The following is a 25,527-nucleotide window of genomic DNA, read 5'->3' as shown; positions in this document are numbered from 1 at the left end:
TCCCCACTTTGACGCACAAAAGCGTCAAGGTTTCCGCGGCACGATCACCGAAATGTTTACCGACATCCTTGTTGCCCATCAGAAGAACCGATAATGCGCCCGGGTACCGGATCCGGTACCGGTGCCCCTCTCGCCTGACTCTGACTCTACTTTTCCTTTCCTTCCTTACAGGAGGGGTGTTGCAGCACTGCTTTTCGGGTCCAGGGACGCTGCAGGCGGCTTGTGCAGCCTTTGACGCGAATGAGTGCTGCGGGATCATATTCCTCCAGGAAGGAAGTGGAAAGCCATTGCGTACCGGTACCGGCACCGGTGCCAGGACTATACAAGGGTATCTACTAATTGGAGCCCTCAAGGGGATCTAAGGGGGCTTGCTTCGTCGTGCCCAAAAACGCCGCGAGGCTAGCTTTCGAGTACAGACATTGATCGAAAGCGAGGGCAGAACGTGAACGAGTACGTTTGGTACTCGCACCGGATGTCGTACCGGTTCAGGCCGGTACACCAGACGGTACAGGCAGGCGTCCGCTGGGCGAGTCGGAGCTGGAAGGAAAAGCCCTGCATACGCAGGGTTCGAGGGGTGTCCGAGACGGGGGGAGTCAGCCCCACGACGAGGATGGGAAAGGAGCCTCCCTGCGGTCGGTCGCGTGGCTGACTCCATGAGCGGCACAGTCATGAAGCTGACGCTCAAATCCGGATCCATCCGGTATCGATTCGTTGTTGACGGGCCTCGAAAACCCGATGGCAGCCGTTTTCAGATCCGTCGGACGTTCCGCACGAAGAAGGAGGCGCTGGACGAGCTTGCGCGAATCCGTCATCAGACGGCGACAGGCTCGTACGTTTTGCCGAGCAAACTCACCGTTGATGAACTGCTGGACATTTGGCTCAAGAGTGCTAACCGTGGCGTTGAACAGGCGACCGCTTCCAACTACGACAGTGTGATTCGTCCGGTCCGACTTTTCCTCGGCGACAAGCGGCTTCAGCAGCTGACCGAGGAGGACATCGAGGCCTTTGTGGACTGGATGCTTACCAGGGGACGACAGCGCGAGGGAAATCCGGGGACTGGTCTTTCCGTCCGCTCAGTCCGATTGACCCTCGGTCGGTTGCGCTCTGCTCTCACGCTCGCCGTTCGGCGAGGATGGGTCGGCCGCAATGTTGCCGAGTACGTTCGGGTTCCTCGCGATGCTGTCCGGCGGGGCACACAGGCTCAGGCCGTTCGTCGTCCGTGGGACGAGTCGGAAGCGAAGTCCTTTATCGAGGCCATCAAGCACGACCGCCTCTTTGGCGTGATGCTTCTGACGCTCATTGCCGAGCGCCCCGCCGAGGCGTGTGGTGCCCACTGGGATGAGAACGTCGACCTGACAGGCTCGGGCACGATCGTTGTGGGCAATACCCAGACCATCGTGTACGACCGGCGCAAGCCGCGTGGCATGCGAAGCACCGTTGTGGAGAAGGAGCCCAAGACACACAACGGCCGCCGTGTCCTGCCGCTGCCCAGTCCGGTGCGGACAGCACTGGTGCAGTTTCGAACCCTTCAGGCGAAGGAACGCCTGGCGGCAGGGGACGCCTACGAGGCCAGTGGCTATGTTGTGGTCGACGAGCTTGGTCGCCCGTTCAAGACCGATCAGCTGCGACGCCGAGCGCACCGGCTCATGGAGCAGGCCGGCGTCCGCAGGGTCCGTCTCTACGACGCGCGACACGCCTGCCTGTCGTGGATGGCGAACAACGGCGTGCCCGACACGGTGGTCTCCGCCTGGGCCGGGCACAGCGACCTGTCCTTCACCAAGCGCGTCTATGTTCACCCCGACCCGCAGAGTCTCAGGGTCGGCTCGGACAAGCTCGGGCAGCTGCTGGTGTCCTGAGCCCATGGCATGATCGCCAGGCGTTTGTGACCAAATGTGACACGACAGCTCGCGGAAACGATCAAGGGCCCTGCCTCACCATGGTGAAACAGGACCCTGACCTGCGACTACGGAGTGAACTCCCAGTCGGGACGACAGGATTTGAACCTGCGACCCCTTGACCCCCAGTCAAGTGCGCTACCAAGCTGCGCCACGTCCCGATGCACTCACTCGCGGTGACCCGCGTGATCGCGCAGAGAGCACTTTACCCCACACGCGGGGGTGGGCCGAAGAGGGTTCGGAGGCGCGGGGGACAATCGGCGGTATGACGAACGCGGGCGCATCGGATGCCAGGGACCGGGACGCGGAGGGGCGGGCCCGCAGCGCGCGGCCCCGGGACGGGCTCGGCCGGCCGCTGCCCTACGGCGCGCAGGGTGTCCCCCGGCAGCCGGAGGGCGTCGTCCGGGCGGCGCGGGAGACGGTCGCCGAGGCGCAGGCGCTGCTGGACGCGGGGAAGCCGTTCCACGCGCACGAGGTGTTCGAGGACGCCTGGAAGTCGGGCCCGGAGGAGGAGCGCGCCCTGTGGCGGGGCCTGGCCCAGCTGGCGGTCGGACTCACGCATGCGGCCCGCGGCAACGCCGTCGGCGGGGCACGTCTGCTGTGGCGGGGCGCCGCCGTGGCCGAGGAGTGGGCGGTGGTACACGGCACGGACCGGCCGCACGGGCTGGACCTGCCGGGTCTCGCCCGCTGGGCGCGGGAGCTGGCGGAACGGGTGACGGGCGGCGCCGGCCCGGTGGACGCACGTACCGAGGCGCCCCGGCTCGGCCGGCCGGAGTCCTGAACCCGACCGTGCTGGCGTACGGCCGGAACCGGCAGGGCAGTCGCGCCGCCCCCGGAGGCGGCGAACGCGGTGTCCGTGGCATACGGCAGACTCGGGGCGTGCGAAAGATTCATGTCATCGGTATCGGCGCGGGCGACCCCGACCAGCTGACCCTGCAGGCCGTCCGGGCGCTGCGGAGCACGGACGTGTTCTTCCTGCTCGACAAGGGCGAGGTGAAGAGCGATCTCACCCAGCTCCGCCGGGACATGCTGGACGCGCATCTGCCCGAGGGGTCGTACCGGGTGGTTCAGGCCCGTGACCCGGAGCGGGACCGTACGGCGGGCGGGCGGGCGTACTCACCGGCCGTGGAGGACTGGCGCAGTGCCCGCGCCGGGATCTACGAGCGGCTGATCACCGAGGAGCTGGGCGAGGACGGCACGGGAGCCTTCCTGGTGTGGGGCGATCCGGCGCTCTACGACAGCACGCTCGGCATCCTCCAGGAGGTTCTGGAGCGGGGCGCGGTCGCCTTCGAGTACGACGTCGTACCCGGCATCAGCAGTGTCTCCGCACTGGTCGCCCGGCATCGCACGGGTCTGAACCGGGTGGCCAGGCCGGTGCAGATCACCACCGGGCGGCGGCTGGCCGAGGGCTTCCCCGAGGACGTGGACGACGTCGTCGTGATGCTGGACGCCCATCAGGCCTTCCGGCGGTACACCGGGGAGGACATGGACATCTACTGGGGCGCCTACATCGGCACGCCGGACGAGATCCTCGTCTCCGGCCCCATCGCCGAGGCCGGCCCGGAGATCGAGCGGGTGCGGTCCGAGGCCCGCGAGCGCAAGGGCTGGATCATGGACACGTATCTGCTGCGCAGAAACCCCGGGGACGCCTAGCCGCACGGAGGCACACGGGCACGGGCGCGCAGGGGCGCTCCGGCGGACCGGCCCGCATGCGGTGCTGGGCCACCCGTGCGATCGTGACCTGGTGGCCGTGGCCGAGGAACCCGTACGGCCCGCCGCCGCGCGCACGATCCCGGTGGTGAAGTCGGCTGAAGTCGGTGTCCCGGCCGGTCATCGACTGTCCGGGCATCGCCCTGGTAGCCGATGCGGCTGTTCGGCAACCCGGTGCTGTCTCGTCCTCACACCCAGCCGAGGCCGAGCCGCTCCAGCACCTCCGCCACATCGGGCACCGCCGTCACTCCCGGCGGCAGCGGCGGCCGGCGTACGACGACGACGGGCAGCCCGAGATCCCTCGCGGCTGTCAGTTTCGCGGCCGTCGCCGCGCCGCCGCTGTCCTTGGTGACGAGGACCTCGATGCGGTGCCCGCACAGCAGCTCACGCTCCTCGGCCACCGTGAACGGGCCGCGGGCGAGGATCACTTCGGTGTCCGGCGGCATGGGCGGTTCGGGCGGCTCCACCGAGCGGACCACGAAGCGCAGCTCGGTCAGACCGGCGAAGGTCGCGAGCCCCAGGCGTCCGGTGCTGAGGAACACCCGCCGGCCGAGGCCGGGAAGCACCTCGGCGGCGCCGGCCAGGGACGGGACGTCGTACCAGCGGTCGCCGGGGCCCGGCCGCCAGCCGGGGCGGCGCAGCACCACCGCCGGCACCCCGGTGGCCGCCGCCGCGTGGGCGGCGTGGGCCGTGATCGTCTCGGCGAACGGGTGGGTGGCGTCGACCAGGGCGTCCACCTGGTGCGTGCGCAGCCAGTCGGCGAGGCCCGCGGCGCCGCCGAAACCACCGATCCGCAGCTCGCCCGCCACCGCTTGCGGCCGTGCGACCCGGCCGGCCAGGGACGTGGTGACCCGGACGCCGGGCCGGGCGGCCAGGTCGGCGGCGAGACGACGGGCCTCGGTGGTGCCGCCGAGGAGCAACACGTGCGCGGGCATAGGGGTGAGCGTACGAGGTCGTGCGGGACGGTGCGGTACGGGGTGGGTGCGGGGTGGGGTGGGGGCCGGGCAGGCGCTGCTGGGGCTAGCGCAGGAGCAGCTGCGCCCCGCCCACGATCGTGGCCGCGATCACGAGTTGTTCGAAGAGTCGCTGGTTGATCCGGTTCACAGCCCATTTGCCGAACAACGCGCCGGGCACGACGAACACCGCGAGCGCGGCGTCAAGGAGCAGCGAGCGCCCGTCGATCAGTCCGAGACCGGCGCTGAACGGCACCTTCGAGAGGTTCACGATCAGGAAGAAGAAGGCGGAGGTGCCCAGGAAGCCCAGCTTCCGGAAACCGGCCGACAGCAGGTACAGCGACATCACCGGGCCGCCCGCGTTGGCGACCATCGTGGTGAACCCGCCGAGCACGCCGTACGAGCGGGCTCTGGCGCGGCCCGCCCGGGTGGTGACCGCGTCCGGTGCGTCCTCGGTCCCGGCGCCGCGCCGTCGCCACAGCGTGACACCGGCCATCAGCAGCAGGATCGCGCCGATCGAGGTCCGTACGATCCCGTCGTCGGCCCACATCAGGAAGAGCGTGCCCACCACGACGCCCGCCGCGACGGCGGGGAACAGCCGCCACAGAGTGGGCCAGTGGGCGTGCCGCCGATAGGTGAGGACGGCGAGGATGTCGCCGGCGATCAGGACGGGCAGCAGCACCCCGGTGGAGGCGCGGGCGGGCAGGACGGCCGCGAAGATGGCGAGGCTCACCGTGTTGGCGCCGCTCACCGCGGTCTTGGAGAAGCCGACGAGCAGGGCCGCGACGGCGAGCGCGGCGAGCTCCCAGCCGGATATGTGCCAGAGCGTCATCGTGTTCATGCGGGGACCGATGCTATGTCCGGACAACCCTCCGGCGTAAGGACCGTCTCGCCAGGTGGCCCATGCCGTCCGCTATGACCGGTCCGCGTAGCGCGCCCGGAGTTCCCGCTTCAGCACCTTCATGCTGGGGCCGAGCGGCAGTGTGTCCGTGAACTCCACGCGCCTCGGGTACTTGTGCCGGCCGAGGTGTTCCCTGGACCACTCGGTGATCGCGGCGGCGTCGGGCGCGGTGCCCGGTGCCGGTACGACGACGGCGCAGATCTCCTCGCCGTGCAGCTCGTCGGGCAGGCCGATGACCGCGACCTGGGCGATGGCGTCGTGGCGCATCAGGACTTCCTCGACCTCCCTCGGGTACACGTTGTAGCCGCCGCGGATGATGACGTCCTTCTTGCGGTCGACGATCCTGAGGAAGCCCTCGTCGTCCTTGGTGCCGAGGTCTCCGGTACGGAACCAGCCGTCGACGACCGCCTCGGCGGTGGCCTCGGGCCGGCCGAGATAGCCGGAGAAGACGTTGTGGCCGCGGACGACGACCTCGCCCAGTTCACCGGGCGGCAGCAGCTCGATACGGCCCTCCACCTCGGCCCGGGCGATCTCCACGTCGACGCCCCACAGCGGGTGGCCGATGGTGCCGGCCTTCGTGCCGAACAGCGGCTGGTTGAGGGTGGCCGCCGGCGAGGTCTCCGACAGCCCGTAGCCCTCATAGATCCTCGCCCCGAACGCCGCCTCGAACCGCTCCAGTACGGCCACGGGAAGCGAGGCCCCGCCCGAGACGCACACGCGCAGGGCGGGCAGCGCCACGGCGTCCGGGGCCGCCGCCGCGAGCGCGATGAACATGGTCGGCACGCCGTGGAAGGTGTTGACGCCTTCCTTCACCATCAGCTCGACGGCGCGCGCCGCGTCGAAGCGGGGCAGCAGTACGAGCGTGGCACCCGCCCGCCAGGTGGAGTTCAGCGACACGGTCTGGCCGAAGGCGTGGAAGAGCGGCAGTGCGCCGAGGGCGATGTCGTCGGCGCGGATGTCGTTGGCGTCGAAGGCGATGGGGGTCCCCCCGGTCGAGCGAAGCCGAGACTGGGGGAGGTCGCGTTCATCACGATGTTGAAGTGACTGAGGACCGCGCGCTTGGGGACGCCGGTGGTGCCGCTCGTGTAGAAGACCACCGCCGGGTCGTCGGCGGCCCGGGTGACGTACGAGGGCAGCGGCTCGGCGTCGGCCGCGAGCCGGTCGAACTCCTCGCCCAGGACGACGACGCGCACGCCCAGGGCGTCGGCGGCGGCGCGTCCGGTCTCCGCCTGGGCCGGATGGACGAGCAGCAGGCTCGCCCCGCTGTCCCCCAGCACATGCTCGACCTCTCCGGCCGACAGCAGCAGATGCACGGGGACGACGACCCCGCCGGCCGCCGCGATCGCGTAATAGGCGACCGGGAACTCGGCGGTGTTGGGGGCCATGAGGGCGACCCGGTCCCCCGGCCGTACACCGAGGGCGGTGAGCGCACCCGCCCGGCTCAGCGCCCGCCGCCACACCTGCGCGAACGTCAGCCGTAGGTCTCCCTCGACCAGCGCGGTCTTCTCGGGGCGGCGCCGGGCGTTCTCGGCGAGGATGGCGGCTGCGGACAGGGTTGCCATGGACCAGTACTCCTTGCTGCGGCTTGTCTGTCGAATTCCCTTGCGGGAAGCCCCCGTCCTCCCTTTCGGGAAGCTCCCGTCCTCCCTTTCGGGAAGCTCCCGTCCTCCCTTTCGGGAAGCTCCCGTCTTCCTTTTCGGGAAGCCCTCACCGGCGCTGTCTCAGTGCCTCTCCACCAGCACCGCGCTGCCCTGTCCCACCCCGACGCACATGGTCGCCAGCCCCCGCTGCCCGCCCGTGCGCCGCATGCGGTGCAGCAGCGTCGTCAGGATGCGGGCGCCGGAGCAGCCGAGGGGATGGCCGAGGGCGATGGCGCCGCCGGTCGGGTTGACCAGGTCGGGGTCGATGCCGAGTTGATCGACGCAGGCGAGTGCCTGCGCGGCGAACGCCTCGTTGAACTCGGCCTCCTGCAGGTCGGCGATGTCCCAGCCGGCCCGCCCGAGTGCCTTGCGGGTGGCGGGGACCGGGCCGATGCCCATCACATCGGGGTGGACCCCGGCGGAGGCGCCCGCGACATAGCGGCCGAGGGACTCCAGGCCCAGTTCGTTCAGGGCCTCCTCGCTGACCAGCAGCAGTCCGGCCGCGCCGTCGTTCATCGGCGAGGCGTTGCCCGCCGTCACCGTGCCGCCCTGGCGGAAGACCGGCTTGAGGCGGGCGAGCCGGTCCAGCGAGGTGTCCTCGCGGACGCACTCGTCCTGCTCGACCACGATGCCGTCCGGGCGCTCCACGGGCAGGAGTTCGTCGTCGAAGTGCCCGTTCTTGCGTGCGGCGGCGGCGAACCGGTGGCTGCGCAGGGCGAACTCGTCCTGGCGGTCGCGGGAGACGCCGTACCGCTCGGCGACCTCCTCGGCGGTCTCGCCCATGGCCAGCAGGCCGTGCAGCTCCTTCATCGCGGGGTTGACCAGGCGCCAGCCGAGACGGGTGTCGTACGTCTCGATGCGCGGCGGCAGGGCCTCGTCGGGGCGGGGCAGCACGAAGGGGGCGCGGCTCATGGACTCCGAGCCGCCCGCGATCACGATGTCCGCCTCGCCGGCGGCGATGGTGCGGGCGGCGGTGGTGACCGCTTCGAGGCCGGAGGCGCACAGCCGGTTGACCGTCGCGCCGGGCACGGAGTCGGGCAGTCCGGCGAGCAGCGCGGCCATCCGGGCGACGTTGCGGTTGTCCTCGCCGGCCTGGTTGGCCGCGCCCCAGTAGACGTCGTCGATCCGGGCCGGGTCGAGTCCGGGCACCTCGGCCACCAGGTGGCGGATGACGGTGGCCGCCAGGTCGTCGGGCCGGACGGAGGACAGGGCTCCGCGCAGCTTGCCGATGGGGGTGCGGCGGGCGGCCGCGAAGTGGACGGGACGCACGGCTTCGACTCCTGACGTACCACTGATCCACGGCACTGTCGATCAGCGGACCACACGGGGACACGGACGAGACACTTAATTAGCACTGCTAGTTTTTGACTATAGACCTCGGACCGGCCCGCTGGGAAGATCCCCCCGGAGCTTCACCGAGTCAGCCGACACATCAGCCGGACACATCAGCCGGAGGAGACATGCCCCACGTCCGCGAGCACATGCTCGACGGCACCCACGGCCCGCTCGCCGTACACGAGTGGCCGCACCCGGCACCGCGGTACCTCGCCCTGGTGGTGCACGGATACGGCGAGCACGCGGGCCGGTACGGCGAACTCGCCGCCGTCCTCACCGGGCACGGGGCCGCCGTGTACGGCCCCGACCACGTCGGCCACGGCAGATCGGCCGGGGAGCGGGTGCTGATCGAGGACTTCGAGGACGTCGTCACCGATGTGCACGGCGCGGCGGAACTGGCCCGTGCCGCGCACCCGGATCTGCCGCTCGTCCTGCTCGGCCACTCCATGGGCGGACTGATCTCGGCCCGCTACGCCCAGCGGTACGGCGCCGAGCTGAGCGCGCTGATCCTGTCCGGGCCGGTGATCGGCGCCTGGGAACTGCCGGGCCGGCTGCTGGCCCTGCCAAAGATCCCGGACACCCCGATCAGCCCGGCGGCCCTGTCCCGGGACCCGGCCGTCGGCGCGGCCTACGCCGCCGATCCCCTGGTGTGGCACGGGCCCATGAAGCGGCCGACGCTCCAGGCGTTCACGCGGACCCTGGAGACCGTCGCCCGGGGCGGTGACGTGGGCCCGCTGCCGCTGCTGTGGCTGCACGGGGACGACGACCGGCTGGTGCCGCTGCCGGGCAGCCGGATCGGCGTGGAACGACTCGCCGGCGACCGACTGACCGAGCGGATCTTCGCCGGGGCACGGCACGAGGTGTTCCACGAGCGGGACAAGAAGGCGGCCTTCGCGGAGCTGCTCCGCTTCCTGGACGAGGCGCTCCCGCGCCTCCCCTAGGGCGTGTTGCGAAAGTCCCGTCGTCCGCCCGGAGAGCGGGCCGAGCGGCGTCTGGTGCGTGCTCTCGGCATGCCGGGCGGAAGCCCTCGTACTGGTTGTACGTGGGCCTAACCCACCGGGAACAGCGCCCTTACCTCCCAGCCGTGCTCCGCGCGCGGTCCCGCGTGCAGGGTGCCGCCGCGGGCGGTGACCCGTTCGGTCAGGCCGACCAGCCCGAAGCCGCCGCCGTGCGCCGCGTCCGGGAGGCGGGAGCCGCCCCGGCCGTCGTCGACGACCGTCACCCGAAGGCCCTTGCCGGCCCGGTGCAGCCCGATGTGGATCTCGACGGCGTCGGCCGCGTGCCGCCCTACGTTGGTCAGCGCCTCCTGCACCACGCGGAAGGCCGCCGCCTGCACCTCGTGCGGGATCTCCGCGTCGGCGAGCGCGGGATCGCGGTCGAGGACGGCCTGCTGGCCGGGGGCCGGGAAGCGGTCGGCCAGTTCGGCGACGCCCGCGAGATCGCCGGCCGGCCGGTGGCCGGCGACGGCGTCGCCGCCGGGGCCGGTGTCGCGCAGCACGCCCACCGTGCGGCGCATCGAGGCCAGCGCCTCGGTCGCCGCCCGCTCGATACCGGCGAGGACGGGATCCAGCTCCCCGGGCCGGCCGGCCGCCATCAATCGGGCCACCTGGGTCTGCACCAGGATCCCGGTGACATGGTGGGCGACGAAGTCGTGCAGGTCGGCGGCGATGGCCAGTCGCTCGGCCCGGCGGGTCTCGCCGACGGCGACGGCGCGCCGGTAGTCCAGCGAACGCAGATGGCCCGCGAGCCCCGCGACGAGGCCCACCAGGAGCAGCCCCGCCGCGATGAAGCCGAATGTGTCCTCCGGCACGCGCGGGGACATCCGCAGCGGCGTCACGAGCAGCGCCGTCACGTCGAGCAGCGCGCAGCCGGCGGCCCGGCGCGGCGGGCAGTGCCGTACGGCGATGAACAGCAGGCACAGCAGGGCCGCGACCTCGCCGGGCCCGAAGGGGGCTGCCTCGCCGGCCAGCCGGACACCCGCCGTGTACAGGCCGGAGAGCAGCGCGGGTACGGCGGTGCGGACCTCCGGGCCGAGCCAGGCGGGCCGCCGTCCGGCCGGCCACAGCACGGCGGTGAAGGCGACGGCCAGCACGAGCGTCACCGGCCACACACGGTGTCCCGCGCCGCCGGCGGACAGGACATCGAGGACACCGGACGTGAGCAGCAGACCTACGGCGAAGCCCCGCAGGCAGCCCTGGGGGGAGACGGACTTCATGCCGATCACCGTAGACATGGCCGGACCCCGACGGGATCGGCCGAACGGCCCAGGGCCCCGCCCCGACCGTGACCGTACGGCCGAGGCGGACCGCCTGTGGCCCGTGCCGCGGCGCGGGCTACAGGCCGAGGACGCGGGAGATGGTGCGCAGCACGCCGTTGTCGTTGTTGGACGGGGCGAGGTGGCGGGCGCGGCGGACGACGTCCGGGTGGGCGTTGGCCATGGCGAAGGACCACTCGGCGGCGTCGAGCATCTCCAGGTCGTTGAGGTAGTCGCCGAAGACCATGGTCTGCGCCGGGGTGATGCCGAGCGCCCGCTGCAGGGCGCGCAGTGCGGTGCCCTTGTTGGCGGTGCGGTTCATGACATCCACCCAGTGCTCGCCGGAGACGACGACCTGGTGGGTGGCGGCGAACTCGGCGAGAGCCGGGGCGGTGGAGTGCTCGGCGGACCCGAAGTCGTACAGCGCGACCTTGATCACGTCGTCGTCGACGGCGGTGAGGTCCGCCACGACCCGGTGCTCGACGTAGTACCGGCGGACCTCCGCCAGGAACGCCTCGTCGGTCCGCTCGACGTACGCCGACCGCTTGCCGCACACCACCGCGCCGACGTCCGCGCCGTCCGCGACCAGCCGCCGTACCGTCCGTGCCATCCCGGCGGGCACGGACGGTTCGAGGACGTCGGAGCCGAGTTCCACGCCGTCGCGGACCACATAGGTGCCGTTCTCCGCGATGAACACCATGCCCTCGGCGACATCGGCGAACTGCCGGGCCAGCGTGGCGTACTGGCGGCCGCTCGCCGGGCTGAACAGCACCCCGCGGCGGCGCAGTTCGGCGAGCATCGGCCACAGCCCGTCGGGGATCCGCTTGGCGTCGTCCAGCAGGGTGCCGTCCATGTCGGTGACGATCAGCCGGATGTCGGCGGGGCCGGCGGGCAGGCCGGGGAGGTCCAGAAGGGGCGCGGGCGTGGCGGACATGTCCTGCTTCCGGTCGGGGCGCGTACGACCGGTCCAGTGTTCCTCATCCGCCGGGGCGTCCCGGAGCCGCCCCGAACCGCCCACGGTGCGCGGTTCCCGGGACAGCGCGATCAACGGGCGGCACAATGACGGCGGAGGACCGCAACCTTCAGAAGGGCGGCGACGTGACCGAGGGCGACTCCCCGGCGGCCGGACCGGCGAGGCTGAACACCTCTGTGGCGCACAACGCCCGGGTGTGGAACTACTGGATCGGCGGCAAGGACAACTACGAGGTCGACCAGCGGGTCGGTGAGCACGTCGCCGGGATGTTCCCGGTGATCCGGGCGGTGGCCCGCGCGGATCGGGAGTTCCTGGTGCGTGCGGTGCGGTTCCTGGCCGCCGAGCGCGGGATACGGCAGTTCCTGGACATCGGCACCGGCCTGCCGACCGTGGACAACACACACGAGGTCGCACAGCGTGTCGCCCCCGAGTCGCGGATCGTGTACGTCGACAACGACCCGATCGTGCTGGTGCACGCCCGCTCCCTGCTCACCAGCTCGCCCGAGGGCGTCACGGACTACGTCGACGCCGATGTGCGCGACCCCGACGCCATCCTGCAGCGCGCCGCCGAGACCCTGGACCTGGGCCGGCCGGTCGCGCTGATGATGCTGGGCATCCTGAACTTCGTCCTGGACACCGCCGAGGCCCGGGACATCGTGCGGCGGCTGATGGCGGCGCTGCCCTCGGGCAGCCACCTCGTGCTCACCCACCCGACCTACGACGGTGACGTGGGCGGCGAGGGCAACGTGGCCGCGATGGAGTTCTGGAACGCCAACGCCACCCCGCCGATCACCGCCCGCAGCCGTGCGGAGATCGCCGGCTTCCTCGACGGTCTGGAGCTGGTCGAGCCGGGTCTGGTGCCGTGTTCGCAGTGGCGCGCCGGGCCCGCGCCGGCCGCCGCGGTGCCGCAGTTCGGCGCCGTGGCCGTGAAACCCTGACGCCGGCACCGGACGGACCCGCCGAGCAGGACGTATGGCCAAGAAGGACGTGTGGCCGAGCAGGACGTATGGCCGAGCAGGACGTGTGGCCCAGGAGGAGGACGTATGGCGCAGGTGGACGACGTATGACCACCCTCGCCGATCCCGTGCCCGGCGGGCGCCCGGAGGATCTGCGCCGGGTCGCCGGGCTGACGGCCGACCTGGACACGCGCGGGGTGCGCGGGATCGTGCTCGCCTATGTGGACACCGCGGGCGTCTGCCGGGTCAAGACGATCCCGACGGCCCGGCTTCAGGCGGCCGTGTCCTGGGGTGTCGGCATGTCCCCGGTGTTCGACACCTTCCTGGCCGGTGACTCGATCGTCACCACCGACGTCCTCGGCTCCCCCGACGGCGACCTGCGGCTGTATCCGGATCTGGATCAGCTGGTGGTGCTGGCCGGGCAGCCCGGCTGGGCCTGGGCGCCGGTGGACCGGATCACCCAGGAGGGCGCCCGGCACCCCGGCTGCGCCAGAACCTTTCTGCGCCGGATCGTCACCGACGCGAGCGAGCGGCACGGCCTCGCCTTCAAGGCGGCGATCGAGATCGAGTGGGCCCTCGGGCTCGGCTCGGCGCCGGCCGGTCAGTTCGTGCCGGCGGTGTCCGGACCGGCGTACGGCGCGACCCGGCAGGTCGAGCTGAGCGACTGCACCGCGGATCTGCTGGCCGCGTTCGCCGCGCAGGACGTGTCCGTCGAGCAGCTCCATCCCGAGTACGCGGCCGGGCAGTTCGAGGTCTCGGTGGGCGCGCTGGACCCGGTGGCGGCGGCCGACCGCAGTGTGCTGGTCCGGCAGACGATCCGGGCGGTGGCGCAGCGGCACGGTCTGCGGGTGTCGTTCGCGCCCGCGGTGTCCGCCGAGGGCGTCGGCAACGGCGGCCATCTGCATCTGTCCTGCTGGCGGGCCGGGAGGAATCTGCACGCGGGCGGCGAGCGCCGGTACGGAATGACGCCGCAGGCGGAGTCCTTCGCGGCCGGGATCCTGGCCCGGCTGCCCGCGCTGACGGCGGTGACCGCGCCGAGCCCCGCCAGCTATCTGCGCCTCAAACCCTCCCAGTGGGCGGGGGTGTTCACCGGCTGGGGCCGGGAGACCCGCGAGGCGGCGCTGCGGATGGTCACCGGTACGACGGGCCATGGCGAGCAGGACGCCAACATGGAGGTCAAACCGGTCGATCTGGCCGCCAACCCCTATCTCGCCCTCGGCTGCGTCATCGCCGCCGGCCTCGACGGCGTCACCGCCCGCCGCGAGCTGCCGGCGGAGATCACCGGTGACCCGGCCCGCTACGGCACGGACGAGGCGGCGGCCCTCGGCGTACGGCGGCTGCCGCGGTCGTTGCCGCAGGCCGTCGAGGAGTTCCGGGCGGACGAGGTGCTGCGGGCCGCGCTGGGTCCGGTCCTCGCGGACGCGGTGACCGCCGTACGGCTCGGCGAGGCGGCGGCCGTCGAGGGCCTGGACGACGCGCGGGTGGCGGCGGCCTACCGCTGGGTGTACTGACCATGGCCACACCGGGACCGGTCCATGAGGCCCTCGCCGAGCTGGAGTTGACGGACCACCACTGCCATGGCGCGGCGACCGCGGGCCTCGCGCCCGAGGAGTTCGCCGCGCTGCTCACCGAGGGCGCGGCCTGGCCCGGCGTGTCGCCCTTCGACAGTCCCGTCGGCGTGGCCGTACGCCGGCACTGCGCACCCCTGCTGGACCTCCCCCGGCACGCGCCCCCGGCCGACTACACGGCGCGCCGCTCGGCGCTGGGCCCGCGGGAGGTGAACCGCCGCTTCCTGACCGCCGCGCGCGCCGAGGCGTTCTTCGTGGACACCGGCCACGCCCCGCTCCCGCTCACCTCCCCGGCCGAGCTGGCGGCGGCCGCGGGCGCCGCCGCCCGCGAGGTCGTACGCCTGGAGCAGGTGGCGGAGGCGGTGGCCGCGCGGGGCGTCGAACCGGACGCGTACGCGGCCGCGTTCCGTACCGCCGCCGAGGAGGCCGTACGCCGGCCGGGTGTGGTGGCGGTGAAGTCGGTGGCCGCCTACCGCACCGGCTTCGCCCTGGACCCGGCGCGTCCGGCGGACGCCGAGGTGACCTGGGCCGCCCGGCACTGGCTCGCCTCGGGCGGCCGGCTCAGGGACCCCGTCCTGACCCGGCATCTGCTGTGGACCGCCGTGGACCTCGGGCTGCCGCTCCAGCTGCACACCGGTTTCGGCGACGCCGATCTGCGGCTGCACCACGCGGACCCGGCCCTGCTGACGGACTGGCTGCGGCTCACCTCCGGCACGGTTCCGGTCCTGCTGCTGCACTGCTGGCCCTATCACCGCCAGGCGGCCTATCTGGCCGCGGTGTTCGAGCAGGTGTACCTGGACGTGGGCCTCGCCCTGCACCACACCGGCCCCACCCGCTGCCGGGCCGTGCTGGAGGAGGCGCTGGAGATCACCCCGTTCCGCAAGATGCTGTACAGCTCCGACGCCTACGGGCTGGCCGAGTTCCATCACCTCGGCGCCCTGTGCTTCCGGCACGGGCTCGCCGATCTCCTCCAAGACCGCGTGGACGCCGATGAGTTGAGCCTGCCCGACGCCCTGCGGATCGCGGCCTGGACGGGCCGCGACAACGCCCGACGCCTGTACGGCCCCCTCGTATCCGCCCCGGCCCGCGACCCCAGCGGACGCCCCACCCGGAAAGTATGATCAAGCAATGTCTGACATGACCGAGACGACGCCCGGCTGGCTGTCCACGGACGAGCTGGAATCAGCCAGGGCCCGGATGCCGATTCTGTACGTCGAGGCCGTCCCCGTGCGCGTGGACGACAGCGGCGAAGTGTCCAGCATCGGACTGCTGTTGCGGATCGGCCCGGACGGGACGGTCAGCCGGACCTTGGTCTCCGGCCGCATCCTGCACCACGAACGGGTCCGCGACGCCCTGCTGCGCCACCTGGAGAAGGACCTCGGTCCGGTCGCGCTGCCCCGTATCCCGACTTCCCTGCAACCGTTCACCGTCGCGGAGTACTTCCCGACGGCGGGCATCACCCCGTACCACGACCCGCGTCAGCACGCGGTGTCCCTCGCCTACATCGTGCCGGTCGCCGGCGACTGCCGCCCCCGCCAGGACGCTCTGGACCTGGTCTGGTTCAGCCCGCAGGAGGCGGCCTCCCCGGCCGTCCAGAGCGAGATGCCGGGCGGACACGGGGTGCTGCTGAAGCAGGCGCTGGCGCACGTGGGTCTGACGTACTGACGCGAGGCGAGCGCCCGACCGGCCTGTCTACCAGGCCGGTCACGCCGCCGACCAGGGCTTTTGCCGAGGCTCTCAGGTTGCGTTCAGGCTCACGGCCGCCCGTGGCAACAGCTGCACCAGAGGCCCCAAAACAACGGCAAAGAGGGCTGGGTAGCAGACAGTCGCGCATGCGAGGGTGCCGACCATGAGCGCAGAGCACGTCCTGGACGACCGGCCCCGCTCGCACACTCGCGCGCGCATACGCGAGAGTGCGAACAAGGTGCCGGAGGTGACCGTCTACTTCTGGATCATCAAGGTTCTCACCACCGGTATGGGCGAGACCGCCTCCGACTTCCTGGCCCATCTGCTGGGCCCGATCCCCGCGGTCGGTCTCGGCGGTCTCGCCTTCGTGGCGGCGCTGGTGCTCCAGCTCGCCGTCCGCCGGTACGTGGCCTGGATCTACTGGACGGCGATCGTCATGGTCAGCGTGTTCGGCACGATGGCCGCCGATGTGCTGCACGTGGGCCTCGGTGTCCCCTACACCCTGTCCACCCCGCTCTTCCTCGTCGCCCTCGCCGCCGTCTTCGCCCTCTGGTACGCGAGCGAGCGCACCCTGTCCATCCACTCCATCCGCACCCGGCGCCGCGAGTTCTTCTACTGGGCGGCCGTCCTCGCCACCTTCGCGCTGGGCACCGCCGCGGGTGACCTCACCGCCACGATCGGCCTCGGCTATCTGGGCTCGGTCGCGCTGTTCGCCGTGGCGATCTGCGTCCCGGCCGTCGCCCACCGGATGCGCCTGCTGGGCGCGGTGACCGCGTTCTGGACGGCGTACGTGATCACGCGCCCGCTCGGCGCGTCCCTCGCCGACTGGATGGCGCTGCCGGGCAGGCGGGGCGGCCTGGGATGGGGGCTGGGCCCGGTGACCCTGTCCTGGACCGTGGCGATCGTCGGCTTCGTGGCGTTCCTGGCGCTGTCGCGGCGGGACACGGAACCGGCGGACTGAACCGATCCTGCGTGACGGCGGGGGCCGTGCCCTGTTCCCGGCCCCCGGACCGCACCCGGTCATACGAAAGGGGCCGTATCAGACTGCTCTGACACGACCCCTGACCTGCGCTCACGCAAGTCGGGACGACAGGATTTGAACCTGCGCCCCCTTGACCCCCAGGAGTGTGGTGCACCTGGATTATCTACATATACCAGACGAATTCCCGGCACTTTGCGTGTCCTGAGACCTCTGCCGTTAGACATCGCGCAGGCCGTGTGGTCCCCAACTGGTCCCCACAACCAAGATGGGGACGAGGCCCGAGGACGCCGGCCACCCTCTCTCGCTCCCCGGGGCCAGCGAAAGTCCGGGTTCTCCGCCCGGCTGAACTCAAGAAGCGAAGACGCCGCCCTGGCTGGCAACGCACCCAAGGCCCGTCCCGCATCAGCCGCGGACGTGATCACCGAGCCTCGAAGCCCGGATCTGCCGGACCCAGATCGATCTCCTGTCAGCTAGCACGATCCAGTACAGGGAGACGTTGGCCTGCCGGTCGCCTCCACGGTTGAGGCGACAGGTACTGCCGACTGCCCGACGAACGCTCGTCAGGGGGCCTACCAACCCGTTTTCCCTGGACTGCTGCGGGATGCTGGCGGTGCCGTACGCAAAGGTCGGTCGCCTTGACGAAGCGATCGACCTCTTCCAGCACCTCATGGACCACCGCGGCCAACTGGGCCCGAGCCCAATCGCCGCAAACCTCCCCAGCACGCTGTCAGCCCTCCGACAGCTTCGGGGTATCCGCTGAAGACACAGGTTCACCCACCGGCTCCAGTCGCGCGGAAGACGGCTTACCTGCACCATGGCCCGACAGGTGGGCTGGGAATGCGTGCCGATTGCGATGGCTCTGGGAGTGCCGGAGGTGAGGAATTCGCCGGGAGGGGACAGGCCGCTGGCGCAGGCGATCACCACGCCAGGGCAAAGGAGACGGCACACAGGAGCGCGTGGCGTCCAGCGGCTCCTGCAAGCCGGCCACCATGCAGACGGGGCCAGTGCCCCGCCAACCGGCACACCGCGTCATCCCGAAGGAATGCGAAACTCGAATTCGGGACGGTCCCATGGCACGGCGGGCGGGTTCGCGAACGCGGTCCCGGTCCGCACCGCACCGACGCGGTGGTAGAAGTCCTCGGCGGGACGGTGCGACACGACCTTGAGACGGTCGATCCCGGCGGCACGGGCCTCGGACTGCATGTGCGCGACGAGTAGCCGTCCAATACCCCGCCCTTGCACGTCGTCGGCGACGAACAGCAGGTCGAGCTCCGGTGGAGCGAGGACGAGCGAGTAGAACCCGAGGACCCGGCCTCCGTGCCCGTCGACGCCGACGGCCACAAAGGCGCGGTGGGCCTCGATGTAATCAGGACCGACCCGGTAGCCCGCGACTGCGGCTGCGTACTTACCCTGGTAGGCGCCTGAACCACGCACGAGCCGCGTGAGCCGTTTCGCATCCCGCGCGACGGCCCTCCGTATCGTGATCGGCTGGCTGACCGGGGAGGTCCGTGAACTCATCGGGAGAGTATTTCGCACCGGGGAATGCCTTCGTGCGGCGGGTCGGCTGCTCGGGCAGGCGTTCCCGCACCGCTCCCGGGAACCGCTCGCCGCAGGCCCCGATCGGCCACGTCACTGCCGCCGAAACGGCCACCCGCCAGCAGCAGCGCTTCGGGGGCACCGCCATCTGTCTGCCCGGCGAAGGAAGCTGCCTCGGGGCTCTCTCGGCCCACTTGCTCCTGAGCGCCGACGGCACTCGCGTCTCGACTACTTCGAGTGGACCAGTGCCGAGGCCCATCGGGAGGCAGCGAACGCCGGAGAACACGGCAGGGCGCACGAGATCGTCTCCAGCACCGGGCGAACGGTTCGGTCAGGGAAGGTGGCACCGCTTTCACCACTCCCCGTTCCGGCCGCCGGCGTGCTCCGATCGTGCCGAGGCACCCACTGCGGGTGCCCTGCTCCATCAGGAAAGGAGATCACACAGGCGATGGATCACCCTGTCCCGCTCTCCGGGTACCGTCAGGGTATGAGTCATCCGCACCCCGAGCTGAAAGCCGCGCCGCCCCTTCCCGAAGGAGGGCTGCGGGTCATCGCCCTGGGCGGCCTGGGTGAGATCGGCCGCAACATGACCGTCTTCGAGCACGCCGGCAAGCTGCTCATCGTCGACTGCGGCGTGCTGTTCCCCGAGGAGACCCAGCCCGGGGTGGACGTGATCCTGCCGGACTTCACCTCGATCCGGGACCGGCTGGACGACGTCGTCGCCGTGGTCCTCACCCACGGCCACGAGGACCACATCGGCGGCGTGCCGTACCTGCTGCGCGAGCGGTCCGACATTCCCGTCGTCGGCTCCAAGCTGACGCTGGCGTTCCTGGAGGCCAAGCTCAAGGAACACGGGATCCGGCCGCGCACGGTGCGGGTGCGGGAGGGCGACCGGCGTGGCTTCGGGCCCTTCGACTGCGAGTTCGTGGCGGTCAACCACTCCATCCCCGACAGCCTCGCGGTCGCGATCCGCACCCGGGCCGGGATGGTGCTGCACACCGGCGACTTCAAGATGGACCAGTTTCCTCTCGACGACCGCATCACCGATCTGCGCGCCTTCGCCCGCCTCGGCGAGGAGGGCGTGGACCTGTTCCTCACCGACTCCACCAACGCCGAAGTGCCCGGCTTCACCACCTCCGAGCGGGAGCTGAACCCGGCGATCGAGCAGGTGATGCGCACCGCGCCGCGCCGGGTCATCGTCTCCAGCTTCGCCAGCCACGTGCACCGCATCCAGCAGGTCCTGGACGCCGCCCACCAGCACGGCCGCAAGGTCGCCTTCGTCGGTCGGTCGATGGTCCGTAACATGGGCATCGCCCGTGACCTGGGCTACCTGAAGGTCCCCGCCGGTCTGGTCGTGAGCACGAAGGAGTTGGAGAAGCTCCCGGACCACAAGATCACTCTGGTGTGCACCGGCTCCCAGGGCGAACCCATGGCCGCGCTGTCACGGATGGCCAACCGTGACCACATGATCCGCATCGGCAAGGGCGACACCGTCCTGCTCGCCAGCTCCCTCATCCCCGGCAACGAGAACGCCATCTACCGGGTGATCAACGGACTCACCCGGTGGGGCGCCCACGTGGTCCACAAGGGCAACGCCAAGGTGCACGTCTCCGGGCACGCCAGCGCCGGCGAACTCGTCTACTGCTACAACATCGTCAAACCCCGCAACGTCATGCCCGTGCACGGCGAATGGCGCCACCTGCGGGCCAACGGTGACCTCGCCATCCGTACCGGTGTCGACCCCGAACGGGTCGTCATCGCCGAGGACGGCGTCGTCGTCGACCTGGTCGACGGGCGCGCGTCCATCACTGGCAAGGTCCCCGCCGGCAACGTCTACGTGGACGGCATGGAAGTCGGTGGCGCCACCGAAGCGTCCCTCAAGGACCGTCTCACCCTCGCCGCCGAAGGCGTGGTCACGGTGGTGGCGATCGTCGACGCGGACACCGGCGCCCTCGCCGAGGCCCCCGACTTTCTGGCCCGCGGCTTCGTGCACGACGACGCCACCTTCGAGCCGGTCATCCCGGTCATCGAGAAGACCCTGGCCACCGCGGCCGAGGAAGGCGTCGGGGACGCGCGCCAACTCGAACAGCTCCTCGCCCGCGCCGTGGCGAACTGGGCGTTCCGCACCCACCGCCGCAAGCCCCTCATCATCCCCGTCATCATCGACGCCTGAGCCACAGCCCGGCAGCACGATCCCCGTTCCGGCCGCGGCCCCGCCAACACCGTGGCCGGGCAGGGGAGCCAGCAGCCACCCCGGAAGGCCAGGGTGGCAACGCACTCCACATGATGAGTCATCGGAAGGATGTCGGCCGGGAGTCGCATCCAGGAAATTGCAGGTCAGGGAAGGTTTACCGCCCCAACCAGTGAGTCCGTGAGGGCCGCGAGCGTCATACGAGCGTCACGAACGACGGAATCGATAGGACGACACAGCCAGACACCATCCGAAACTGGTCGGGAGGTGGTCGGGCAACACCCCGAACGCCATGTGCCAACCCAGCGGGCGCGCAGCCCGGGAATCGCGCCGTCAAGCGTGAGTTCCGCGCCGGTGTCGTAGTCAGCGGCGAGGGCCACCATCACAGGGTCCGCGTGGTTCAGGTCCAAGTCGCTATAGCCGGCGCGCACCAATTGGGCGACACCCAGATGATCCTCCGTGATCTGGGCAGAACGGCGCAGCCTCGTCGCACCCAATGTCAGATGTCGTCGGCCGCGCTGAGCGCCGCTTCACTGCCTAGCCTCGGCGTTTCAGTTGACGTTGGTGAGCTGTGGTTGGTCCTCAACTGCTGGTTGTTCCGGGTGTTTTCGGCTGTGGGCGTGATGAGGGCCCGGCGCAGTGGCCGGGGCCTCCGAGGTCCTTCTGGTCGTGGGCGGGGAGGGTGGACTGGTTGTCAGCCGGCCGGACGAGGCAGGGCTGCCAACCGGTGGAAGGCTGTGACCAACTCGTTTCTCCAGGGCCAGGTCGCGCAGATCCGCAGGCAGAGGCGGCGGCCACCGCGGGTGAGCCGGGCGGCGACGTGCAGCAGTCGGTAGCGGAGCTTCTTCGGCTCGTCGTCGGCGAGGTCGCCGTCCAGCAGCAGGACGCGGGTCCAGGCGAGTAGGTCGATCGCGGTCAGCGAGAGTTCGAGCCAGACAGTGTTGACGGCGAAGTGGCGGGAGGGAAAGCGCCCGAAGCCGGTGGTCTTGCCGCAGCGGATGCGGACTTCGACGACTGCGTGCCCACGGTGACGGACCTCCAGGAATTGAGCGGAGCCGCCGCCGGCGATGGGGGTGTCGGTGAGAAAGACCTGGTGTCGCAGCCCCTCGTCCTGGTCGAACAGGGACAGCTGGGTTCCGGGGTGCGGGCGCTCACGACGGGCGATGATCCGGGTGCCTTCCGGGTAGCCGGGCAGGTCGACCATGCCGGTCAGCTCGGCGACCTCGGCACCCTCGCGCAGGGAGCCGTCCCGGTTGAGCGCTGGGTGCCAGAGGCGTTGGGGGAGGGTGCGGATTGCCCGGCGAAGCGGTTCGGTGACGGCGGGGCCGACCGAGAAGTGCGTACGGATTCCCCACGCGCGCAGATCGCGGATGTGGGTGAGGAAGGCTTTCGCCGACCCGGCGCTGTCGGCACGGACGAGCAGGTCGGTGCCGTAGCGGTGGGCGTCGGGAAGCTGGGCGAGCGCGTCATCCAGCACCGCGATGTGATCACTCGCGGTGTTCGCTCCGGCGTTTCCGGGCCGCAGTCTGCCCGCCAGCGCCTCGCCGGTGTTGGCCAGGAAGCACAGCAATGGGTGGAAGCCGAAGCCGCCCTTGTAGGTAGCGGCGGCCTGCTCCTTCTCCGAGTGGCAGGCCACCAACGTGGCGTCCAGGTCCAGGATCAGGCCGGGTATCGCGCGTCCGCCGGCCGTCGCCGCGGGAATGTCCTTGCCTCCTTCGGCGCTCTGCAGCCAGGCCCGTCTCCCGCGCGGCAGCACGGGCGGACCGCAATCGGGGCAGTACGGTCCCGTCGATGTCAGCGAGCAGTCGCCAGGCCGTGGGCGTGGAGGCCACCGGGCCGAAGACGTCGCCCTGGTCGCGCAGCACGGCCAGGGCCGTGATGGTCTCGCCGCCGTCGGCGAGCATCACCGCGAGGTCCACGGCGGTCCGGCCCGGATCATGGCCGGTCCCGCGTGGCCGCAACGACCCCAGAGCTGTGGAGTACGCGGCCGTCAAGCCGGTCGCATCGGCGAGATCGGCCAGCAGACGGGCACCGGCATGCCCGACCACCCCCGAACCGTCCGCGGTGACATGGACCTTGGGACGCGAACCGATAACCTGCACGTAGAAAGTGCCCTCCGCTTGGACCGACAGAACCCCTCAGCAAGGTTCATCGTCCCAGGTCAGGACGGCACTTTCGCGTTTAAGCCCTCATCGGCAGCCGCACCCGGCGAAACGCCGAGGCTAGTTCATCAGCCTTCTCCGGGTAGCCCATCAGATGGGACTGACTCCGGTTGCTTGGGCTTATCTAGTGGATCACGAACGCAGACAGAGTGGACGGAGATCGTCAGGCGTTTGTGACCAAATGCGACACGACAGCCCGTGGGAATGATCAAGGGCCCTGCCTCACCAAGGTGAAACAGGGCCCTCATCTGCGACTTCGGAGCGAAGCTCCCGTCGGGACGACAGGATTTGAACCTGCGACCCCTTGACCCCCAGTCAAGTGCGCTACCAAGCTGCGCCACGTCCCGGTGCCGTTTGACCTGGGGTTTCCCCGGTCGAAACGCGCAGGGAAACAATACCGCACTCCGCTCGGTGATCGCGCACCACTTTCCCGGTTGACCTCAAGCTTGGTTGAGGTTGCACGATCATCGGCATGACGACGACTGCGCACGACAGCCGGACGTACGGCTACGACGACCTGCCCGGACTGATGAGCCTGATGACGGGCGACGAGAAGCACGGACCGGCGGCCACCTCCACCCTGGACGTGCTGTGGGTGCTCTACGACCGGGTGCTCCGGGTCACCCCGGAGCGGCGGGAGGACCCCGCCCGCGACCGGTTCCTGCTGAGCAAGGGGCACGGCCCCATGGCGTACTACGCGGTGCTGGCCGCGAAGGGGTTCGTGCCGGCGGACTGGCTGCCCGGGTTCGGGGCGTACGACTCCCCGCTCGGGCATCACCCGGACCGGGTGCTGGTGCCGGGGGCCGAGATCGGCAGTGGTTCGCTGGGGCACGGGCTGCCGATCGCGGTGGGCAGCGCGCTGGGACTGCGGGCGCAGGGGCTGCATGATCCGGCGGTCTGGGTGCTGATCGGGGACGCCGAGCTGGACGAGGGCAGCAACCACGAGGCGATCGCCTTCGCCGGGCCCGCCGGACTGGAGCGGCTGCACACGATCGTCGTCGACAACTCCTCCGCCAGCCATGCCCGGCCCGGCGGGATCGCGGCCCGGTTCGAGGCGGCCGGCTGGTCGGCGGTGAGCGTCGACGGGCGCGATCACGAGGCCCTGCACGCCGCGTTCACCGCCGCGCACCCAGGCCGGCCGCATGTGGTCGTGGCCCGGGTCGAGCCGAAGGCCGGCTGATGTCCTCGTTCACCCCCTCGCATCCGGCTGGTAGTTCCGATGGGAAAGGGTCCTTTGTCGTGGACACCATGCGTGACCGTTTCGCCCCCGTCATCTCCCGGCTGCTGGACGAGGACCCGCGCGTCGCGGTGGTCCTCGCCGAGATCGGCAAGGACGGCTTCCGTGAGGCGATCGCCCGCCATCCCGACCGGGTCGTCAATGTCGGCATCCGCGAGCAGCTGCTGGTCGGCGCGGCGGCGGGGCTGGCGCTGACCGGGCTGCGGCCCGTGGTGCACACCTTCGCCAGCTTCCTGGTGGAGCGGCCGTTCGAGCAGGTCAAGCTGGATCTCGGGCACCAGGACACGGGGGCGGTGCTGGTGAGCGCGGCCGCCTCCTTCGACTGGCCAGCCGGTGGCTACACCCATATGGCCCCGGGCGATGTGGCGCTGCTCGACACACTGGACGGCTGGACCGTGCATGTGCCCGGGCATCCGGACGAGGCGGAGACCCTGCTGCATCACGCGGTCGCCGCGGGCGACGACAAGGTGTACGTACGGCTGTCTGTGCAGTCCAACCGGCAGGGTCGGGTGATCGACGGCCGGCACTTCGTCACGGTCCGCGAGGGCCGTGCCGGTGTGGTCGTCGCCGTGGGCCCGGTGCTCGACGCGGTCCTCGCCGCCACGGCGGGCCTGGACGTGACCGTCCTGTACGCGACGACCGTGCGGCCCTTCGACGCGGCTGGGCTGCGCCGGGCCGCGCAGGCGGCGGGCACCGATGTCGTCCTGGTCGAGCCGTACCTCGCGGGCACCTCGACGGCCGCGGTGAGCGAGGCTCTCGCGGACCTGCCGCACCGGGTGCTGGGCCTCGGCGTCGGCCGCCGCGAGCTGCGCCGCTACGGCACCGTCGAGGAGCATGTGGCCGCGCACGGGCTGGACGCGCACGGCCTGAGGGAGCGGATCGGCGGGTTCGTGGGAGCGGGCCGGGCGACCGCCCGCGTGTAGCCGCGCGGGGCGGCACCGGTGGCTCCGGCCGCCCTCGGCGGCACCCCGACGTCCGGCCGGCGTGTCCGCGCCGGGGACTTCACTCCCCGGACGGCAGCCCCAACTCGGGGTAGGCGTCCAGGAGTCGGGGCGGGGCGGCCTGCCGCCAGGAGTCGGCGAGGATGGCCCGCAGTTCGTCCTCGTCCTCCAGCGCGGCGAGGCGGGCTCTGACCCAGGCGAACTGGGCCTCGTGGCCGGCGATCCAGAACTTCTCCGGCTCGGCCATCACCAGTTCGTCGCGCTCCTCCTTGGGGCAGCGCACGGCAATGGACGTCTCGTCCTCGGGGAGGGTCGCGAACATCTTCCCGGCCACCCGGAACGTGGGCATGCTCCAGGCGACCTTCTCCGTGGTGTCCGGCAGGGACAGGGCGATACGGCGTACGTCTTCAGCGTCGGGCATGCGACGCACCGTAGCCCCTGCCACTGACAGTCACCCGCGAGCCGCTGTCCCGTACGCCGCACGGACGGCACCATCACGGCGACAGCACCGCCGCCTCCCCGCTCCACGTCAAGGAGACCCTGCGATGAGCACCCTCCCTCGGCGCGGCGTTCGTGCCGGCCGGCTACGTCAGGTCGCGCTCGCTGT

At 70.9% G+C, this 25,527-nt stretch carries 19 protein-coding genes, 2 tRNA genes and 2 pseudogenes; 12 read left to right on the top strand and 11 right to left on the bottom strand.

Going from position 1 to position 25,527, the window contains the following annotated elements:
* Positions 1-668: 668 nt before the first annotated feature.
* A complete protein-coding gene (locus IE277_RS21850) occupies positions 669-1,856 on the top strand; it encodes a site-specific integrase (protein ID WP_229881892.1) in 1,188 nt (395 codons plus the stop codon).
* Positions 1,857-1,982: 126 nt separating this feature from the next.
* On the opposite strand, the gene IE277_RS21845 is transcribed toward IE277_RS21850, so the two are convergent.
* Positions 1,983-2,056: transfer RNA gene (locus IE277_RS21845), tRNA-Pro, on the bottom strand.
* Positions 2,057-2,160: 104 nt separating this feature from the next.
* On the opposite strand from IE277_RS21845, the gene IE277_RS21840 reads away from it, so the two are divergent.
* Both IE277_RS21840 and cobF read left to right on the top strand, forming a co-directional pair.
* Positions 2,161-2,676 (top strand): DUF309 domain-containing protein, encoded by a 516-nt coding sequence (locus tag IE277_RS21840; RefSeq protein WP_189954907.1) that lies wholly within the window; start codon positions 2,161-2,163, stop codon positions 2,674-2,676.
* A 98-nt stretch (positions 2,677-2,774) separates the two neighbouring features.
* On the top strand, positions 2,775-3,548 hold the full coding sequence (gene cobF / locus IE277_RS21835) for a precorrin-6A synthase (deacetylating) (RefSeq protein WP_189954905.1): 774 nt from the start codon (positions 2,775-2,777) through the stop codon (positions 3,546-3,548).
* Between the two features lie 245 nt (positions 3,549-3,793).
* Here cobF and IE277_RS21830 read toward each other — a convergent pair whose 3' ends face one another.
* The 4 genes and pseudogenes from IE277_RS21830 to IE277_RS21815 form a co-directional block, all read right to left on the bottom strand.
* Positions 3,794-4,540, bottom strand: coding sequence for a cobalt-precorrin-6A reductase (locus IE277_RS21830; RefSeq protein ID WP_189954903.1), 747 nt, complete (start codon positions 4,538-4,540; stop codon positions 3,794-3,796).
* A gap of 85 nt (positions 4,541-4,625) precedes the next feature.
* A complete protein-coding gene (locus IE277_RS21825; protein ID WP_189954901.1) occupies positions 4,626-5,399 on the bottom strand; it encodes a sulfite exporter TauE/SafE family protein in 774 nt (257 codons plus the stop codon).
* A 72-nt stretch (positions 5,400-5,471) separates the two neighbouring features.
* Positions 5,472-7,021, bottom strand: a pseudogene (locus IE277_RS21820) (long-chain-fatty-acid--CoA ligase).
* A 159-nt stretch (positions 7,022-7,180) separates the two neighbouring features.
* Positions 7,181-8,368, bottom strand: coding sequence for a thiolase family protein (locus IE277_RS21815; RefSeq protein ID WP_189954900.1), 1,188 nt, complete (start codon positions 8,366-8,368; stop codon positions 7,181-7,183).
* Positions 8,369-8,559: 191 nt separating this feature from the next.
* Here IE277_RS21815 and IE277_RS21810 point away from each other — a divergent pair, with 191 nt between their 5' ends.
* Positions 8,560-9,375 (top strand): alpha/beta hydrolase, encoded by an 816-nt coding sequence (locus tag IE277_RS21810; RefSeq protein WP_189954898.1) that lies wholly within the window; start codon positions 8,560-8,562, stop codon positions 9,373-9,375.
* A 107-nt stretch (positions 9,376-9,482) separates the two neighbouring features.
* Here IE277_RS21810 and IE277_RS21805 read toward each other — a convergent pair whose 3' ends face one another.
* A complete protein-coding gene (locus IE277_RS21805; protein WP_189954896.1) occupies positions 9,483-10,649 on the bottom strand; it encodes a sensor histidine kinase in 1,167 nt (388 codons plus the stop codon).
* Between the two features lie 118 nt (positions 10,650-10,767).
* Positions 10,768-11,622, bottom strand: a complete 855-nt coding sequence (locus IE277_RS21800; RefSeq protein WP_189954893.1) for a Cof-type HAD-IIB family hydrolase — start codon at positions 11,620-11,622, stop codon at positions 10,768-10,770.
* A 125-nt stretch (positions 11,623-11,747) separates the two neighbouring features.
* Here IE277_RS21800 and IE277_RS21795 point away from each other — a divergent pair, with 125 nt between their 5' ends.
* From IE277_RS21795 to IE277_RS21775, 5 genes are all read left to right on the top strand, one after another.
* A complete protein-coding gene (locus tag IE277_RS21795) occupies positions 11,748-12,599 on the top strand; it encodes an SAM-dependent methyltransferase (protein ID WP_373310838.1) in 852 nt (283 codons plus the stop codon).
* Between the two features lie 125 nt (positions 12,600-12,724).
* The gene (locus IE277_RS21790; RefSeq protein WP_189954891.1) at positions 12,725-14,128 is read left to right on the top strand and encodes a type I glutamate--ammonia ligase; all 1,404 of its coding nucleotides are present in this window, start codon (positions 12,725-12,727) and stop codon (positions 14,126-14,128) included.
* A 2-nt stretch (positions 14,129-14,130) separates the two neighbouring features.
* Positions 14,131-15,306, top strand: coding sequence for an amidohydrolase family protein (locus IE277_RS21785; protein ID WP_189954889.1), 1,176 nt, complete (start codon positions 14,131-14,133; stop codon positions 15,304-15,306).
* A 16-nt stretch (positions 15,307-15,322) separates the two neighbouring features.
* Positions 15,323-15,850 (top strand): NUDIX hydrolase family protein, encoded by a 528-nt coding sequence (locus IE277_RS21780; RefSeq protein WP_189954964.1) that lies wholly within the window; start codon positions 15,323-15,325, stop codon positions 15,848-15,850.
* A 184-nt stretch (positions 15,851-16,034) separates the two neighbouring features.
* Positions 16,035-16,832 carry a COG4705 family protein gene (locus tag IE277_RS21775; RefSeq protein WP_189954888.1) on the top strand — a complete coding sequence of 266 codons (798 nt, stop codon included), beginning with the start codon at positions 16,035-16,037 and terminating at the stop codon, positions 16,830-16,832.
* 1,050 nt (positions 16,833-17,882) lie between these two features.
* On the opposite strand, the gene IE277_RS21770 is transcribed toward IE277_RS21775, so the two are convergent.
* Positions 17,883-18,371 (bottom strand): GNAT family N-acetyltransferase, encoded by a 489-nt coding sequence (locus tag IE277_RS21770; protein WP_189954886.1) that lies wholly within the window; start codon positions 18,369-18,371, stop codon positions 17,883-17,885.
* A 505-nt stretch (positions 18,372-18,876) separates the two neighbouring features.
* Between IE277_RS21770 and IE277_RS21765 the strand changes: the two genes are divergently transcribed.
* On the top strand, positions 18,877-20,562 hold the full coding sequence (locus IE277_RS21765; protein ID WP_189954884.1) for a ribonuclease J: 1,686 nt from the start codon (positions 18,877-18,879) through the stop codon (positions 20,560-20,562).
* 712 nt (positions 20,563-21,274) lie between these two features.
* On the opposite strand, the pseudogene IE277_RS21760 reads toward IE277_RS21765, so the two are convergent.
* A pseudogene (locus tag IE277_RS21760) lies at positions 21,275-22,712 on the bottom strand (IS1380 family transposase).
* A 303-nt stretch (positions 22,713-23,015) separates the two neighbouring features.
* Positions 23,016-23,089, bottom strand: a tRNA-Pro gene (locus tag IE277_RS21755).
* A 125-nt stretch (positions 23,090-23,214) separates the two neighbouring features.
* Between IE277_RS21755 and IE277_RS21750 the strand changes: the two genes are divergently transcribed.
* Together IE277_RS21750 and IE277_RS21745 are read left to right on the top strand one after the other, a co-directional pair.
* The gene (locus tag IE277_RS21750) at positions 23,215-23,922 is read left to right on the top strand and encodes a thiamine pyrophosphate-binding protein (protein ID WP_189954883.1); all 708 of its coding nucleotides are present in this window, start codon (positions 23,215-23,217) and stop codon (positions 23,920-23,922) included.
* Between the two features lie 59 nt (positions 23,923-23,981).
* A complete protein-coding gene (locus IE277_RS21745) occupies positions 23,982-24,902 on the top strand; it encodes a transketolase family protein (protein ID WP_189954882.1) in 921 nt (306 codons plus the stop codon).
* Positions 24,903-24,981: 79 nt separating this feature from the next.
* Here the strand turns inward: IE277_RS21745 and IE277_RS21740 are convergent, their stop codons facing one another.
* Positions 24,982-25,341 carry an MmcQ/YjbR family DNA-binding protein gene (locus IE277_RS21740; protein ID WP_189954881.1) on the bottom strand — a complete coding sequence of 120 codons (360 nt, stop codon included), beginning with the start codon at positions 25,339-25,341 and terminating at the stop codon, positions 24,982-24,984.
* Between the last annotated feature and the right edge of the window lie 186 nt (positions 25,342-25,527).

This window comes from Streptomyces alanosinicus, from assembly GCF_014650595.1.
Lineage (GTDB): Bacteria > Actinomycetota > Actinomycetes > Streptomycetales > Streptomycetaceae > Streptomyces > Streptomyces alanosinicus.
Note: the sequence above shows the minus strand (reverse complement) of the source record. Positions and strands in the feature narration are given on the sequence as shown.

Bases quoted from the DNA above. Each gene is read 5' to 3' on its own strand.
- IE277_RS21840 (WP_189954907.1), top strand. From the start codon at position 2,161: ATGACGAACGCGGGCGCATCGGATGCCAGGGACCGGGACGCGGAGGGG.
- IE277_RS21750 (WP_189954883.1), top strand. From the start codon at position 23,215: ATGACGACGACTGCGCACGACAGCCGGACGTACGGCTACGACGACCTG.
- IE277_RS21850 (WP_229881892.1), top strand. From the start codon at position 669: ATGAAGCTGACGCTCAAATCCGGATCCATCCGGTATCGATTCGTTGTT.
- IE277_RS21800 (WP_189954893.1), bottom strand. From the start codon at position 11,622: ATGTCCGCCACGCCCGCGCCCCTTCTGGACCTCCCCGGCCTGCCCGCC.
- IE277_RS21825 (WP_189954901.1), bottom strand. From the start codon at position 5,399: ATGAACACGATGACGCTCTGGCACATATCCGGCTGGGAGCTCGCCGCG.
- IE277_RS21830 (WP_189954903.1), bottom strand. From the start codon at position 4,540: ATGCCCGCGCACGTGTTGCTCCTCGGCGGCACCACCGAGGCCCGTCGT.
- IE277_RS21765 (WP_189954884.1), top strand. From the start codon at position 18,877: ATGAGTCATCCGCACCCCGAGCTGAAAGCCGCGCCGCCCCTTCCCGAA.
- IE277_RS21810 (WP_189954898.1), top strand. From the start codon at position 8,560: ATGCCCCACGTCCGCGAGCACATGCTCGACGGCACCCACGGCCCGCTC.
- IE277_RS21785 (WP_189954889.1), top strand. From the start codon at position 14,131: ATGGCCACACCGGGACCGGTCCATGAGGCCCTCGCCGAGCTGGAGTTG.
- IE277_RS21795 (WP_373310838.1), top strand. From the start codon at position 11,748: ATGACGGCGGAGGACCGCAACCTTCAGAAGGGCGGCGACGTGACCGAG.
- IE277_RS21780 (WP_189954964.1), top strand. From the start codon at position 15,323: ATGACCGAGACGACGCCCGGCTGGCTGTCCACGGACGAGCTGGAATCA.
- IE277_RS21775 (WP_189954888.1), top strand. From the start codon at position 16,035: ATGAGCGCAGAGCACGTCCTGGACGACCGGCCCCGCTCGCACACTCGC.
- IE277_RS21740 (WP_189954881.1), bottom strand. From the start codon at position 25,341: ATGCCCGACGCTGAAGACGTACGCCGTATCGCCCTGTCCCTGCCGGAC.
- IE277_RS21805 (WP_189954896.1), bottom strand. From the start codon at position 10,649: ATGAAGTCCGTCTCCCCCCAGGGCTGCCTGCGGGGCTTCGCCGTAGGT.
- IE277_RS21790 (WP_189954891.1), top strand. From the start codon at position 12,725: ATGACCACCCTCGCCGATCCCGTGCCCGGCGGGCGCCCGGAGGATCTG.
- IE277_RS21770 (WP_189954886.1), bottom strand. From the start codon at position 18,371: ATGAGTTCACGGACCTCCCCGGTCAGCCAGCCGATCACGATACGGAGG.